Origin of the sequence: Streptomyces sp. SID13031, assembly GCF_010548305.1 — a bacterium.
Taxonomy (GTDB): domain Bacteria; phylum Actinomycetota; class Actinomycetes; order Propionibacteriales; family Kribbellaceae; genus Kribbella.
This window is the reverse complement of record NZ_JAAGLV010000007.1, coordinates 80,830-94,176: the sequence shown is the minus strand read 5'-3', so window position 1 is coordinate 94,176 and position 13,347 is coordinate 80,830. Positions and strand designations below refer to the sequence as shown.

Annotated in this window: 15 protein-coding genes; 10 read left to right on the top strand and 5 right to left on the bottom strand. The window is 68.0% G+C overall.

What is annotated here, in order from left to right; genetic code table 11:
- Positions 1 to 12: 12 nt before the first annotated feature.
- Positions 13 to 693, top strand: a complete 681-nt coding sequence (locus G3I17_RS15950) for a class I SAM-dependent methyltransferase (RefSeq protein WP_164596847.1) — start codon at positions 13 to 15, stop codon at positions 691 to 693.
- An 81-nt stretch (positions 694 to 774) separates the two neighbouring features.
- Here the strand turns inward: G3I17_RS15950 and G3I17_RS15945 are convergent, their stop codons facing one another.
- Both G3I17_RS15945 and G3I17_RS15940 read right to left on the bottom strand, forming a co-directional pair.
- On the bottom strand, positions 775 to 1,356 hold the full coding sequence (locus G3I17_RS15945) for a methylated-DNA--[protein]-cysteine S-methyltransferase (RefSeq protein WP_203590280.1): 582 nt from the start codon (positions 1,354 to 1,356) through the stop codon (positions 775 to 777).
- A complete protein-coding gene (locus G3I17_RS15940; RefSeq protein ID WP_164596846.1) occupies positions 1,349 to 1,843 on the bottom strand; it encodes a sigma-70 family RNA polymerase sigma factor in 495 nt (164 codons plus the stop codon). The genes G3I17_RS15945 and G3I17_RS15940 overlap by 8 nt, the downstream gene beginning before the upstream one ends.
- Positions 1,844 to 2,232: 389 nt before the next feature.
- Here G3I17_RS15940 and G3I17_RS15935 point away from each other — a divergent pair, with 389 nt between their 5' ends.
- The 5 genes from G3I17_RS15935 to G3I17_RS15915 are packed head-to-tail and all read left to right on the top strand — an operon-like array spanning position 2,233 to position 6,789.
- Positions 2,233 to 2,796 (top strand): flavin reductase family protein, encoded by a 564-nt coding sequence (locus G3I17_RS15935; protein WP_164596844.1) that lies wholly within the window; start codon positions 2,233 to 2,235, stop codon positions 2,794 to 2,796.
- Between the two features lie 21 nt (positions 2,797 to 2,817).
- Positions 2,818 to 3,873 (top strand): ABC transporter substrate-binding protein, encoded by a 1,056-nt coding sequence (locus G3I17_RS15930; RefSeq protein ID WP_164596842.1) that lies wholly within the window; start codon positions 2,818 to 2,820, stop codon positions 3,871 to 3,873.
- Positions 3,870 to 4,718, top strand: coding sequence for an ABC transporter permease (locus tag G3I17_RS15925; protein WP_164596840.1), 849 nt, complete (start codon positions 3,870 to 3,872; stop codon positions 4,716 to 4,718). Before G3I17_RS15930 ends, G3I17_RS15925 begins: the two co-directional genes overlap by 4 nt.
- The gene (locus tag G3I17_RS15920; RefSeq protein WP_203590279.1) at positions 4,694 to 5,455 is read left to right on the top strand and encodes an ABC transporter ATP-binding protein; all 762 of its coding nucleotides are present in this window, start codon (positions 4,694 to 4,696) and stop codon (positions 5,453 to 5,455) included. Before G3I17_RS15925 ends, G3I17_RS15920 begins: the two co-directional genes overlap by 25 nt.
- Positions 5,452 to 6,789, top strand: coding sequence for an LLM class flavin-dependent oxidoreductase (locus tag G3I17_RS15915; RefSeq protein WP_343238325.1), 1,338 nt, complete (start codon positions 5,452 to 5,454; stop codon positions 6,787 to 6,789). Before G3I17_RS15920 ends, G3I17_RS15915 begins: the two co-directional genes overlap by 4 nt.
- A 220-nt stretch (positions 6,790 to 7,009) precedes the next feature.
- Here the strand turns inward: G3I17_RS15915 and G3I17_RS15910 are convergent, their stop codons facing one another.
- Positions 7,010 to 7,981 carry a zinc-binding alcohol dehydrogenase family protein gene (locus G3I17_RS15910; RefSeq protein WP_164597308.1) on the bottom strand — a complete coding sequence of 324 codons (972 nt, stop codon included), beginning with the start codon at positions 7,979 to 7,981 and terminating at the stop codon, positions 7,010 to 7,012.
- A gap of 23 nt (positions 7,982 to 8,004) precedes the next feature.
- Positions 8,005 to 8,631, bottom strand: a complete 627-nt coding sequence (locus G3I17_RS15905; protein ID WP_164596838.1) for an NAD(P)-binding domain-containing protein — start codon at positions 8,629 to 8,631, stop codon at positions 8,005 to 8,007.
- Positions 8,632 to 8,725: 94 nt separating this feature from the next.
- On the opposite strand from G3I17_RS15905, the gene G3I17_RS15900 reads away from it, so the two are divergent.
- From G3I17_RS15900 to G3I17_RS15885, 4 genes are all read left to right on the top strand, one after another.
- On the top strand, positions 8,726 to 9,070 hold the full coding sequence (locus G3I17_RS15900) for a helix-turn-helix domain-containing protein (protein WP_164596836.1): 345 nt from the start codon (positions 8,726 to 8,728) through the stop codon (positions 9,068 to 9,070).
- A gap of 92 nt (positions 9,071 to 9,162) precedes the next feature.
- A complete protein-coding gene (locus G3I17_RS15895) occupies positions 9,163 to 10,044 on the top strand; it encodes a glycerophosphodiester phosphodiesterase family protein (protein ID WP_164596834.1) in 882 nt (293 codons plus the stop codon).
- Between the two features lie 256 nt (positions 10,045 to 10,300).
- The gene (locus G3I17_RS15890) at positions 10,301 to 10,717 is read left to right on the top strand and encodes an ATP-binding protein (RefSeq protein ID WP_164596832.1); all 417 of its coding nucleotides are present in this window, start codon (positions 10,301 to 10,303) and stop codon (positions 10,715 to 10,717) included.
- 54 nt (positions 10,718 to 10,771) lie between these two features.
- Complete coding sequence (locus tag G3I17_RS15885) at positions 10,772 to 11,740, top strand: DUF5926 family protein (RefSeq protein ID WP_164596830.1); 969 nt, start codon at positions 10,772 to 10,774, stop codon at positions 11,738 to 11,740.
- A 267-nt stretch (positions 11,741 to 12,007) separates the two neighbouring features.
- On the opposite strand, the gene G3I17_RS15880 is transcribed toward G3I17_RS15885, so the two are convergent.
- On the bottom strand, positions 12,008 to 13,225 hold the full coding sequence (locus G3I17_RS15880; protein ID WP_164596828.1) for an arginine deiminase: 1,218 nt from the start codon (positions 13,223 to 13,225) through the stop codon (positions 12,008 to 12,010).
- Positions 13,226 to 13,347: the final 122 nt, after the last annotated feature.

The window sequence follows — 13,347 nt, the reverse complement described above, 5'->3', positions numbered from 1 at the left end:
AATACTGGCGGAATGCTGAACTCCGCACTGCGCAGCCGCGCCGAGTACGAAGAACTCGGGGTCGAGGGGCTGGCCAGTCGCACCACGCCGGAAAGTGATGCCGCCATCACCCAGGCCGTCGAAGAACTCCTGGCGGGCCGGGAGTCCGTGCTCGACCTGTGCTGCGGCTACGGCCGGATCAGCCTGCCGTTGCGGCGGGCCGGCAAGGTCGTGCGCGCGCTGGACATCTCCCCGAACCTGGTCGAGGCCGGCCAGGCCAAGGCCAGGGAAGAGGACCTGTCGATCGACTGGGCGATCGGGTCGATGACGGATCTCCCGTACAAGTCGGACTCGTTCGACGCGGTGATCTGTTTGTGGACGGCGTTCCACGAGCTGTTCGCCGAGGACGAGCAGATGTCGACGATCTGGGAGATCTCCCGGGTACTACGGCCGGGTGGGCTGGCCGTGATCGAGGGACCGGTCTGGGGTCCCGCGACCGCGTCGGAGATCGCCAACGGGCTGCGGCAGGGCCCGGAGCACCGGATCGTCACCACCGAGCACTACGGCACCAGCAGCGTCCATTTCATCCACGACGAAGCCAGCTACGGCCGCCTCTGCGCGGCGGCGGGCATCAAGGACTACAAGGTCTACAAACGCGAATGGGGCGGCCGCCGCCGGCTCATCCTGGAAATCCGCCAGCCCAGCCACGATTAGTAAAACAGCAGGTCCCCACTCCACATTGGGGACCTGCTGCTTTCTCCCGAGTATAAAGAAAACGATCGACCGGCGGAAAAGTTAACTTTTCGATTCAAGATTCAGCAAAAAGCGTTTGGCGTCCAGCCCGCCGGCGTACCCGGTGAGCGCGCCGCTCGCCCCGATCACCCGGTGGCAGGGAATCACCACGCACAAGGGGTTCGCGCCGAGCGCGGTACCGACTGCCCGGGCTGCCTTCGGCCGGTCGATCTCCCCCGCGACCTGCCCGTACGTCGTGGTCCGGCCATAACTGGTGTGGTCCGGAAGGTCGGTCAGGACCAGTCGCTGAAATGGTGTCGCCAGCGTCAGATCGAGCGTCAATTCAAACGCTTTTCGCTGACCGGTCAGGTATTCGTCCAATTGCCGCCGTACGCCGTCCAGCGCGGCCGGCTGGCGTAGTACGCGGGGGGAGATCGCCCGGGCCAGGCGGTTGGTCAGCGTCTCCTCGTCGCCGAAGGAGCTCGCCACCACCCGGTCGCCCGCGACCGCGAGCAGCAGGGTGCCGATGGGGGTGTCGTGCAGGGCGTAGGAGACGTCGGCGGTCGGTAGTACCGGCGGTCGGGCGCCTCCGGGGGGCAACCGGCTCAGCCGGCCTTCAAGATCAGACACTTCGAGGTCAGTCATGGTCCACTCCGAGTTTGGTGCGCAAGGTCGCGAGCGCATCGCTGACGAGTCGGCGGGATGCGGCGGGCGTGGTGTCCAGAGCGGCGGCCACGCCGTGGTGGTCCAGGTCGCCGACGTATTTGAGGGTGACGGCGACGCGTTGCCGTTCGGGCAGGGCTTTGACGGCCCGCCAGAGGTCCGGATCGGGCCACTCGGCGGCGTCTGGGCCGTCGATGGCGATCGGGGGCGCGTCGTCCAGGGGGGTCTGTGGTTTGCGGGCTCGATGCACGTCTGTCGCGCAGCGGGCGGTGATGGTGAGCAGCCAGCTGCGCAGGTTCTTGGTCGAGGTGAGGTTCGGGTAGGCGGCGAAGGCCTTCTCCCAGGCGCGCTGGGCCACGTCGTCGCCGTCGACCGGTCCGGCCAGCGCCCGGGCGAGCCTGGCGACGTCTCGCCAGTGATCGTCGATGAGCGCCTGGAACGGCGGCAGCCTGACCTTCTCCGAAACCATCACGCCAGTAGAACGCACGCACGCTCAGGGATGTGAGGGCAACCCGTCTGCGTGTCGTTCCAGTAGGCGGTCAGATTTGGACAATCATTCCGAATACCGAGATTGTCTAGTTTTCCAGTCGACTTTGATGAGAGAGTCGTTGACATGACGACGAATTTGCCGGTGCTGATCAGCAGTCTGCTGACGCGCCGTCGCGTCATCGACCAGATGCGCACGTCCAGCGCCACCTGTCGCTAGTTACCTCCGTACCACCGCCCTGTCCTGCGACGGGCGAAGACGCCTCCTGGCCTGAGAGCCAGCTGCAACTCCATCCGCCCGGTCGCGGCCAAGAATTGCTAGAGCTTGGCTGTCCGCTGCCGGTCGTCCCTGCCCCGTCCCGAGGGAGAGACATGTCCGTCCACGCGTTCAACCCTGCCCTGGCCACCCGGCCCGGCCTCACAGTCGTACCGGATCCAGCTGACACCGAGCGCATCGTCGATGCCGACATCTTCCGTTCGGTGTTCCGCCGGCATGCGGCCGGCGTGGTGGTGATCACCGCGGATGCGGGCAACGGCCCGGTCGGCTTCACCGCGACCTCGCTCGTCTCGGTCAGCCTGCTGCCGCCGCTGGTGTCGTTCTCGATCGCCACCAGCGCGTCCAGCTGGCCGACCGTGCACCGGGCCGACAGCCTGGTGATCAACTTCCTCGACGCCGGCCAGCACGAGATCGCCGGCCGGTTCGCCACCAGCGGTGTCGACCGGTTCGCCGAACCGACCCGCTGGTCCCGGCTGCGTACCGGGGAACCCGTCCTGGACGAGGCCCCCAGCTACCTGCGGGCACTCGTCGAGCACCGCTTCGCAGTGGCCGATCACCACATCGTCGTGGCCCGGCTCGCCACCCACGCCGAACGCCGCGAGCACGAGCCGTTGCTGTACCACGACGGCCGTTACGCGACCACCGACCGGCCCTCCTGAACCCCTGTCTGGAAGAAGCTCATGCCTAAGAAATCCCTTGCTGTAGTAGCCGCAGCGGCCCTGGCCGCACTCACCCTGCTGTCCGGCTGCGGCGGTGACGCCGAGGCCGGCGGTGGCCCGAAGCTCGCGCTCGACGCCGCGCTGCCCACCGAGGTCCCCGACGGAACCAAGATCGTCGTCGGCGATCCGGCCACCCAGGTGGCGTTCAAGCTGTCGGGTCAGCTCGACAAGGTCTCCAAGTACGTCGAGTTCGCGAACCTCAGCGGCGGTCCACAGACCACCGAGGCGTTCCGCGCACATGCTCTGGACCTCGGCGCGGTGGCGGAGATCCCGTCGATCCACGCCACCTGGACCGGGCTGAACGTCAAGATCGTCGCCTCCAAGTACCGCCTGGACCCGATCAACCACCCGATCTACCAGCTCGGTATCGCGCCCGGCGTCCAGGTGAAAACGCTGGCCGACCTGCGCGGCAAGAAGATCGCCTACAGCCCGGGACAGGCCCAGGGAGCACTCGTGCTCAAGGTGCTGAAGAAGGCCGGGCTGACGAAGGAGGACGTCAAGCTCATCGAGCTGCCGAGCACGGGTGACATCTACCCGAACGCGCTCGCGGCCAAGCAGGTCGACGTCGCGCCGATCGGCGGGGTCTCGATCAAGCGGTACCTGACGAAGTACGGCAAAGACGGCGGTACCACCATCCAGCACGGTCTCCGGGACGACGCCGGTCACCTCTATGGGCCGACCGAGTCGCTCGAGGACGCGGGCAAGGCGGCTGCGATCCGGGCGTACGTCGCTGCCTGGGGAGTCGCCCAGGACTGGATCGACAAGCACCCGAAGGAGTGGATCGAGGGGTACTACGTGAAGGACCAGGGCCTGACCGAGGCGGACGGCCAGTGGCTGGTCGACAACGCCGGGCACCCCGACATCAGCGCTGACTGGAGCGACGCGATCAAGCGGCAGCAGGAGACGATCGAGCTGCTCGCCAAGGAGACCAACAAGCCGGTGATCCAGGCCAAGGATCTGTACGACCTGCGCTTCCAGTCGGTCGCCACCGACGCGATCAAGGCGGCGGCCAAATGACGCAGCTGGCGATCCCGGGCATCCGCGCCGAACGTGACCGTCGGGCGGTTGCCCAGCCGGTACGCCGCCGGCGCCGGCTCGGGCCGGGCCAGCAGATCAAGTTCGGCGCCGCGATCGGCCCGATCCTGCTGCTGGTCATCTGGTCGATCGGTTCCGCGACCGGCTGGCTCGATCCGCGCGTGCTGTCGGCGCCGTGGACGGTCGTCACCACGACCGGCGACCTGATCGCGGACGGCCGGCTTCAGTCGAACCTGCTGACCTCGGCCCAGCGAGCCTTCGCCGGTCTCGGCCTCGGTGTCCTGCTCGGCACGGTCCTGGCCCTGTTGTCCGGCCTGAGCCGCCTCGGTGAGGCGATCCTGGACGGCCCGATCCAGATCAAGCGCGCGATCCCGTCGCTCGCCCTGCTGCCGCTGCTGATCCTCTGGCTCGGCATCGGCGAATCGATGAAGGTCACCACCATCACGCTCGGCGTCTTCGTGCCGATCTACATCCACACCCACAACGGCCTGCGCACGATCGACAGCCGGTACGTCGAACTCGCCGAGACGGTCGGACTGTCCCGCTGGGAGTTCATCCGCCGGGTGGTGCTGCCGGGCGCGTTGCCCGGCTTCCTGCTCGGTCTGCGGTTCGCGGTGACGGCCGCCTGGCTGTCGCTCGTGGTGGTCGAGCAGATCAACTCGACCAGCGGTATCGGCTACATGATGGAGCTGGCCCGCACCTACGGACAGACCGACATCATCATCGTCGGCCTGGTCCTGTACGGCATCCTCGGGCTGCTCTCCGACGGCATCGTCCGACTGGTCCAGAGGAGGACGCTCTCATGGCGACGCACACTGGCGGACTGACACTGGAGAAAAGCAAGGGGAGGAAGGAAAGAGAGGGCGGGGGGCCGAAGACTGTCGAGGTCCGTGGTCTGACCAGGAAGTACGACGACCGCGCGGTCGTCGACAACCTCGATCTCAGCATCCAGCCCGGCGAATTCGTTGCTCTGCTGGGAAAGAGCGGCTCCGGCAAGAGCACCTTGCTGCGCGCGCTCGCCGGGCTGGACTACGGCGTCGAGGGTGACGGCGAGCTCGTCGTACCGGAGAACGTGTCCGTCGTCTTCCAGGACTCGCGATTGTTGCCCTGGGCCCGCGTTCTGGACAACGTGCTGCTGGGTCTCCGGGGCGCCGATGAGCGAGGCCGGGAGAGTCTCGCCGAGGTCGGGCTGGCCGGGCGCGAGAAGGCCTGGCCGAACGAGCTGTCCGGTGGGGAGCAGCAGCGGGTCGCGTTGGCGCGGTCGCTGGTCCGTGAACCGGCGTTGCTGCTCGCGGATGAGCCGTTCGGTGCGCTGGACGCCCTTACCAGGTTGAAGATGCACGTCCTGCTGCGGAAACTCTGCGCCGCGCATCAGCCGGCCGTGCTGCTCGTCACCCACGACGTGGACGAGTCGATCGTGCTCGCCGACCGGGTGATCGTGCTCGACGAGGGCCGGATCGTCGCCGAGGAGTCGATCGACCTCGCCCAGCCGCGCAGCCCCGCCGATCCAGGGTTCGCTGCCGTCCGTACCAAACTTCTCGATGCGCTGGGAGTATCGCTGTGAGCCGTCATCTGCATCTGAACGCCTTCTTGATGAGCACCGGGCACCACGAGGCCTCCTGGCGGCTGCCGGAGAGCAACCCGGTCGCCAACACCGACGTGGCGCACTACCAGAACCTCGCCCGGATCGCGGAGCGCGGCAAGTTCGACTCGGTCTTCTTCGCGGACTCGCCGCAGCTGATCGGCGACATCGGCCGCCGCCCGGCCGGGGCACTGGAGCCGACCGTGCTGCTGACCGCGATCGCGGCGGCCACCTCGCGGATCGGGCTGATCGCGACCGCCAGTACGACGTACAACGATCCGTACAACCTGGCGCGGCGGTTCGGCAGCGTGGACCACGTGAGTGGCGGGCGCGCGGGCTGGAACGTGGTGACCACGGCCGGGCCGGAGGCGGCGAAGAACTTCAACCTGGCGGACCAGCCGGCGCATGCGGAGCGGTACGACCGGGCGGCGGAATTCCTGGAGGTCACCTACAAGCTGTGGGACTCGTGGGAGGACGACGCGACGCTGGCGGACAAGGAGTCCGGCGTCTGGGGCGACAACAGCAAGGTCAAGCCGATCGAGCACGTCGGGCGGCACTTCCAGGTCCGCGGGGCACTCAACCTGCCACGCTCGCCGCAGGGGCATCCGCTGATCGTGCAGGCCGGGTCGTCCGAAGACGGCAAGGGGCTGGCGGCTCGCTATGCCGAGGCGGTCTTCACCGCGCAGCAGACGCTGGAGGATGCGCAGGCGTTCTACACCGATCTGAAGGCGCGGACGGCTGCGCTGGGGCGCGACCCTTCGACGATCAAGATCCTGCCCGGCATCGTGCCGGTGATCGGTTCGACCGAGGAGGAGGCGCTTCGGTTGGAGCGTCAGCTGGACGAGCTGATCAAGCCGGAGTACGCCCGGCAGCAACTGGCCAAGACGCTGCGGGTGCGGCCCGAGGATCTGCCGCTGGACCAGCAGTTGCCGGCCGACCTGCCCGACGAGGACGAGATCGAGGGCGCGAAGAGCCGCTACACGCTGATCGTCACGCTGGCCCGCCGGGAGAAGCTGACAGTCCGTGAGCTGATCGGCCGCCTGGGCGGTGGACGCGGCCACCGAACCTTCAGCGGCACACCGGAGCAGGTGGCCGACGCGATCCAGGAATGGTTCGACGCAGGCGCCGCCGATGGCTTCAACATCATGCCGGCGGTACTCCCCTCAGGCTTGGAAGCCTTCGCCGACCACGTAGTACCGATCCTGCAGCAGCGTGGGTTGTTCCGGACGGAGTACACGGGCGTCACCTTGCGCGATCACTACGGCCTGGCCCGCCCAACAGGCCGAACCCGCTCCCTACAGGAAGCCGTCAGCTAGCCATTCACAAACTTGCCCACCGCGTCACCATCCTCCGTGATGCGGTGGGCAACTCCTCAGGTGGCCGCCGGCCCCGCCCCGATTAGTTGCCATGGGCACCTTGTGCACCGGGTGAGTGTTTGCCTGCCGCGGAAACGCTCACACGGTGCACAAAGTTGCCCGTAGGAGCTGCCGTAGGAGCTGCCGTAGGAGCTGCCGTAGGAGCTGCCGCAGGCGGGCGTCAGTTGATTCGGACGACGAGTTTGCCTACTGCGGCGCCGTCTTCCATGACGCGGTGGGCTTCGGCGATCTCGTCGAGGGTGAAGACGCGGTCGATCCGGATCGGGAGTTTGCCTGCGGCAACTAAATCGACGTAGCGCTGGAGTGACTCGGCGGGGAGGTCGCTGCTCTCGCCGCTGTAGGCGGTCAGGCGGACGCCGTTCGGCAGGTAGCCGATCGGGTAGAAGTCGGGGATCGTCCAGGCGTCGCTCAACATGCCGGTAAAACAGACTGTTCCCCGGACCGCGGTGGAGCGCAGGGTGTCCGGCAGGACGTTGGTGCCGACCAGTTCCAGTGCCGCGTCGACGCCTTCGGGGAGGATCTCGCGAACCTGGGCGGCGATGTTGCCGTCATCAACCAATGGGTGGTCGACGCCGAGCTCGCGCAGCATCTCCAGCCGTTGCGGGTTGCGGGTGGTCGAGAACACCGTCAGCCCTTGCTCCTTGGCCAGTACGGCCGCGGCCACGCCGATTGACGAGGTGCCGCCACGGACCAGAATCGTCTGGCCTGCCTGGATTCCGAGCGCGGTGTGCAGCGACCCGTGAGCCGTCTGGAGCATCTCCGGCAGGGCGCCGAGGGTGGCCCAGTCGAGGTCGGTCGTCACGGGGACGACCGACCCGGCCGGTACGACGGTGTACTCGGCGTACCCGCCGTCGAACTCGCGGCCCATCCCGCCCATCATCGCGACGACCTGCTGCCCGACCTCGAACTCACCGCCCGGTGCGAGGTCCACCGTGCCGGTCGCCTCGATCCCGGGGATGATCGGGAAGGTCGCGTTCGTCGCCATCCCCGCCCGCAGGTGGTACTCGGACCGGTTCAGCCCGAACGCCTCCACCTTGATCCGCACCCAGCCCTCGCGTGGCTCAGGTCGGTCGACGGTGCTGACCGTGAGTGATTCCGGCGGCCCCGGCTTTTCCAGAACGACTGCTCGCATCTGCGTCACCCGAACAGTGTGACTCACCCCAGCCGGACGTCAGGGACAGCCGAGCGTGGGTTGTGCCCCGCGGCGACCAGCCGCATCACGAAGCCAGCTGCTTCCTCGAGCTGACGAGCACTGCTCAAGCCGCCGACCGTCGCGGTCGCGCCACCTAGGTCGCGGATGAGGTCGCTGGTGGTCGACAAGGCGTCCGCGTCGTCGCCGCAGATGGCGACCGTTGGCTTGGGGCCGCCGCCGGAGCCTTGCCAGGAGGTGCCGGCGAACAGGTGCAGGGCCTTCACCACGTGCGCTCCTGGAGCCAGTGAGGCGACGAACTCGGCGGCCGACCCGCTCTCGAGCTTGAGCCGTCCGGTGCTGAAGTCGACCGCGTTCGTGCAGTCGATCACCGTCTTGCCTGCCAGGCTGCCCTGCGGGGCGCCGGCCAGCGACAGGATGTTCTCCAGGCCCTCCCAGGCCACCGCGACCACGACGACCTCCGCTTTCGCTGCCAGGCCGGCCGCGTCAATCGGCGTACCGGCGAACTCACCGGCTACCTTTGTTGCATTGTCCGACGATCGTCCCGCGACAAAGATATCGTGCCCGGCCGCCGCCCACACCTTGCCGAGCGCAACGGCCAAGTTGCCCGTGCCCAGAATGCCAATCCGCATTTGATCAAATCCTCCACTCGTCCAGTTATCTGGATTAACACTAGGAAGCGATCTCCGACCGGTCGGTAGGTGAGTTGCTGCGACAATCGATCGGGTGGACAACGGCGGATGTGAGACCTTCGTGGCGGACTGCCGGCTACGGCAGGCGACCGAGCTGATCGCGCACACCTGGGACCCGCTCGTGCTGGTGGCGTTGCGGCGCGGCGCCACCAGGCGCCGGGACCTCCTTGGCGCGATCGGCGATGTCAGCGACAAGGTGCTGAGTCAGGCCTTGACCCGGCTGACCTCCCACGGCCTGATCGTCCGTACTGCGGTGCCTGCCGATCAGCGCGGCGTCAGCTATGAACTCACTGCTGTCGGCCACTCGCTCGCAGTTGGTCCGTTGGCGGTGCTGGCCCAGTGGGCAGCTGACAACAGCGAGATACTGGAGTCTGCTTAGTGGCCTGGTCCGGATCTCGGCAGGTAAGGGTCTTGCGGCAGGTCGGCGTGCCTGCGTGAGTTGTTGACAAGACGGCGTGCCAGAGTTGTTCCATGGCGAAACGCCCCAGCGTGGTGGCCCACCGTGGCGCCAGCGAAGTCAGTCCCGAGCACACGCTGGCGGCGTACCGCCGAGCCGTCGAGGCCGGTGCGGACGGGCTGGAGTGTGACATCCGGCTGACCGCGGACGGGCACCTGGTCTGCGTCCACGACCGGCGGATCGACCGCACCTCCAACGGCCGCGGCGTGCTGTCCACGATGAGCCTGGAGGAGCTGGACGGCCTCGACTGGGGGTCGTGGAAGAACCCCTGGGCCGAGCTCGACGACGAGGCGGAGCTGCCCGACCCCGACCTCACCAAGGTGCTCACGCTCGAGCGGCTGCTGGAGACGGTCCGGGACGCGGGCCGGCCGCTGGAGCTCGCGATCGAGACGAAACACCCGACCCGGTACGCCGGACTGGTGGAGCGCCGCCTGATCGAGATGCTCGACCGCTTCGGCTGGGCGCACCCGAAGATCGGCTCGGAGTCGCCGATCCGGGTGATGAGCTTCTCCTGGCTCTCGCTGCGCCGGATGCGCGTCCTGGCGCCCGGTCTCCGCACGGTGCTGCTGATGGACCGCGTCCCGCTCCGCTTCCGCGACGGCTCGCTGCCGACGGGCGTCTCGTACGCCGGCCCGAGCCTGGAGATCGTGACGGCCCACCCGGAGTACGTCGACCGGGCTCACAAACACGGCCACCAGGTCCACGTCTGGACCGTCAACACTGAACAGGACGTCCGTCACTGCCAGGAGATCGGCGTGGACGCCATCATCAGCGACCGCCCCGAGCTGGCCCTCCAAACCCTCGCAACGCCGCCGCTGCCGGCACCGGCCCTCTCCGCCCAGCCCTCCCGCCGCAAGCTCCACCTCCCCGTCCGTCGCTCCCACCGCCCGGACTGAGGTTCGAGCCGGTCCGCCCGCTCATTCGAGCGCGGTGGTTGCGGAGCGTTTGTGGACTGCGTCTCACTTTGTCGTTCTGCGTGACGGGCCGAATGCAACGGGTTATTTGCACGTTCAATTCCGTTCGAATTGTCTCGGTTTCTCTGCTAAACGTGTGATCTTCAGCGCCGCTATGTAACGGAATACACACCGGTGTTTTCACCGCCTCGATCGGGGGCAGAAGGTTGAGTGTTGTTCCGACCTGAGGAGACCCTGCTTGTCTTCTGCGACCTTGCCCGCCGACGTGAGTGTTGTTGACGTCGTACTGCCGCACGAAGTGTCCGCGGTAGCGGACGCCCGCCGCCGTCTGGCCGGCTATCTGAAACGGCACCGGGTGGCAGAGCACGCTTGCGACGATGCGCAGCTGGTCCTCTCGGAGCTGCTCTCCAACGCCATTCGGTACGCCCCGCCGCTCCCCGGTGGAGAGGTGCGTGCCGCCTGGTGGATCGACAAGGCCGGAATCCACCTGGAGGTCGTCGACGGGTGCGGCGAGACCGAGCCGCAGCGGATCACCGACGCCCACCCCGAGTCGATCGGTGGGCGGGGTCTGGCGATCGTCGACACGCTCACCTCCGAGTGGGGCGTCCGGACCGCGCACGCCCGTCGTACCGTCTACGCCCTCGTCCCGCGCTGACCCCGATTCGTCCGGGTTGGTGACGGATGGGCGAGTACTGCAAGACTGCGGGGTATGGGAAAGAAGTCGCGCAACCGCGCCAACAACACCACGACCGTCACGCTGGATCCGGCCGACCTGGTCGACGTCGGCCCGCGCGAGCCCTGCCCGTGTGGCTCCGGCAAGCGGTTCAAGCAGTGCCACGGGCGTGAGCAGGCGCAGGCGGCCGACACCTTCGTGGTTCGTCCGTTCGAGGGCCTGCCGTCCGAGTGCGACCTGATCGCCTTCCGTGAGATCGTCCCCGCCGGTACTGCGGAGCTGACGCTCGGCGGCGACCACTTGGGCAAGACCGTCAACCTGGTCACCTTGCTGCCGATGGCGATGCCCGGGCTGGTCCGCGATGACGAGACGATCTGGATCGGCTTGCAGACGCACGCCTCCTCCGGTGACCCGAGTCGCGACGTCGCGCACGCCATCACCGCGGCGCTGGCGACCGAGCCGGGCAACCCGATCCAGCTCGGCGACCTGCTCAAGGACGGGCCGCGACTGCAGGACCTGGTCGACACCTCCAAGCCGATCACCGTGAAGGTGCACGAGGGCTTCGACTACTGGGTCGGCGAGAACGTCGACGACCCGACCGGTGAGGTGGCCGCCGGCCTGGAGCGTGCGAACGCGGCAGCTGCCCCGACCGTCCGGCTGGAGTCCGTCGAGGCGGCGTACTGGACGCAGATCGGCGACCGCCGGTACCTGCGCTGGGTGCTGCCGCACGCGGAGGACACCGTGCTCGACGCCCTCGCCCGGCTGCACGCGGCGGGCTCGTCCGCGCTGACCGAGGGGAGCCGGCTGATCGGCTCCTTCCGCGCGCTCGGCGTGCTCGCGCCGGTGTGGGAGCTGCCGGCCGACGCCGAGGCCGCCGACCTGGAGAAGCCGGCCGCCGAGTTCGCCGTCGCGCTCGACAAGGCGCTGGCGACCGAGGCCCCGCTGAGCATCGAGGAGCGGGCTGCTCGCGCCGGTCTGGCGAGCCGTCAGCTGACCATCCGTTAGGACATGACAAAGGCCCCCGCACTCGATGAGTGGCGGGGGCCTTTTCACGTGGACGGCCCAAGTCCTGCTGACGGGGGAGCAACAGGGCCTGGGCCTAGCCATGAAGAGTACTCATAACAGGCCCCGACGACAACCCCCGATTTCACTCAGCGTGTCGCCGCCGCTGCCTGCGTTGTCAGGTACCTCTCCGGATGCGGCATCGCTGCCACATCCGGAGCTGTCGCCGGCGCTCTGGCCTCCGCTTCAGGGTCTGCTTCAGGGGCCGGTTCAGACCGTGGTCACCGGGTCCCGAAGTACCGGGCAGGACATGCAACGAGGGCCGCCCCGGCCGGAGCCGAGCTCGGAGCCGGCGATGCGGATGACCTCGACGCCGGACTCCTCCAGACGCGCGTTGGTCTCGACCGTACGTTCGTAGGCGATGCAGACGCGCGGGGCCAGTGCGAGGGTGTTGTTGCCGTCGTCCCACTGCTCGCGTTCCGCGGTGACCGGGTCCAGCCCGGTGTCGATCCGGCGCAGCGTGTCGATGCCGAGCGCCTTGGCCGCGGCGACCAGGAACGGCTCGGACTCCGCAACGTGCAACTCGTCGCCCTCGGCGGTGACGGCCAGCGCGCGCATCTCTTCAGCCATGTTCGGATACATCAGCACGGCGTCGACATCGACCATCGTGCAGACCGTGTCGAGGTGCATCGTCGCCCGCTGCTGCGCGATCGGTACGGCGAGAACGGTGTGCGCCAGGCCCTTCGAGAACACCCGCCGCGCGAGCCGCTCGACACCGGCCGGCGTGGTCCGCTCACCGACGCCGACGGCCAGTACGCCGGGCCCGAGCGCGAGCACGTCACCACCCTCGACATGCTCCAGGCTGTGGTCGTACACCTTGTCCGCCCCGGCGAACCGCGGGTGGTACGTGTAGATCAGCTCGGTCAGCTGTGACTCGCGGACCCGGGCGGGCATCGCCAGTGAGGTGACGGCGACGTTGTCTTTGATCCAGACGCTCGAGTCCCGCGTGAAGAGCAGGTTCGGCAGCGGGTCGATCAGGAAGTCCTCGTGGGCGAGCAGTGACGTGACGAGCCCACCGCCGGCCCGTACTTCGTCATTGCGCACGCCGGCCATCAACGCCTCGGCGAGTTGAGCCGGGTCGAGAGCGGTCAGGCTCGCCTGGAGGTAGTTGCGCAGCGTGTCGCCGAGGCGCAGGTCCTCGGTCGCGCCGGAGACGGCCACCCCGCGGGCGGCCGGGTCGCTGAGCGCCTCGGCCAGCAGTTTGTGGAGGTAGAGCACCTCGACGCCGCGGTCGCGGAGCACCTGGGCGAACGCGTCGTGCTCGTCCTGTGCGCGCCCCACCCACGGCAGCCCGTCGAAGAGCAGCTTGTCGTTGTTGCGCGGGGTGAGTCGGCGGAGCTCGTTGCCCGGCCGGTGCAGCATCACCGTCCGCAGCGGCCCGACCTCGCTGTCGACGCCATACGCGCGGTCGCCATACGCCTCAGTCATCTGCCTGCCCTCTCGTCCGGATCCCGTCCCACCAAGCTACGGCAGCGTCGCCGTGAGCGTGGAGCTTGCCGTGATTCTGTCTGATTGTCCGACAATTTTTCGGCAATGCCAACTCGGTGACC

What these genes read in the sequence shown, in the direction of transcription:
- G3I17_RS15950 (WP_164596847.1), top strand. Translation starts at nt 13, where the DNA reads ATGCTGAACTCCGCACTGCGCAGCCGCGCCGAGTACGAAGAACTCGGG.
- G3I17_RS15945 (WP_203590280.1), bottom strand. Translation starts at nt 1,356, where the DNA reads ATGACTGACCTCGAAGTGTCTGATCTTGAAGGCCGGCTGAGCCGGTTG.
- G3I17_RS15940 (WP_164596846.1), bottom strand. Translation starts at nt 1,843, where the DNA reads ATGGTTTCGGAGAAGGTCAGGCTGCCGCCGTTCCAGGCGCTCATCGAC.
- G3I17_RS15935 (WP_164596844.1), top strand. Translation starts at nt 2,233, where the DNA reads ATGTCCGTCCACGCGTTCAACCCTGCCCTGGCCACCCGGCCCGGCCTC.
- G3I17_RS15930 (WP_164596842.1), top strand. Translation starts at nt 2,818, where the DNA reads ATGCCTAAGAAATCCCTTGCTGTAGTAGCCGCAGCGGCCCTGGCCGCA.
- G3I17_RS15925 (WP_164596840.1), top strand. Translation starts at nt 3,870, where the DNA reads ATGACGCAGCTGGCGATCCCGGGCATCCGCGCCGAACGTGACCGTCGG.
- G3I17_RS15920 (WP_203590279.1), top strand. Translation starts at nt 4,694, where the DNA reads ATGGCGACGCACACTGGCGGACTGACACTGGAGAAAAGCAAGGGGAGG.
- G3I17_RS15910 (WP_164597308.1), bottom strand. Translation starts at nt 7,981, where the DNA reads ATGCGAGCAGTCGTTCTGGAAAAGCCGGGGCCGCCGGAATCACTCACG.
- G3I17_RS15905 (WP_164596838.1), bottom strand. Translation starts at nt 8,631, where the DNA reads ATGCGGATTGGCATTCTGGGCACGGGCAACTTGGCCGTTGCGCTCGGC.
- G3I17_RS15895 (WP_164596834.1), top strand. Translation starts at nt 9,163, where the DNA reads ATGGCGAAACGCCCCAGCGTGGTGGCCCACCGTGGCGCCAGCGAAGTC.
- G3I17_RS15885 (WP_164596830.1), top strand. Translation starts at nt 10,772, where the DNA reads ATGGGAAAGAAGTCGCGCAACCGCGCCAACAACACCACGACCGTCACG.
- G3I17_RS15880 (WP_164596828.1), bottom strand. Translation starts at nt 13,225, where the DNA reads ATGACTGAGGCGTATGGCGACCGCGCGTATGGCGTCGACAGCGAGGTC.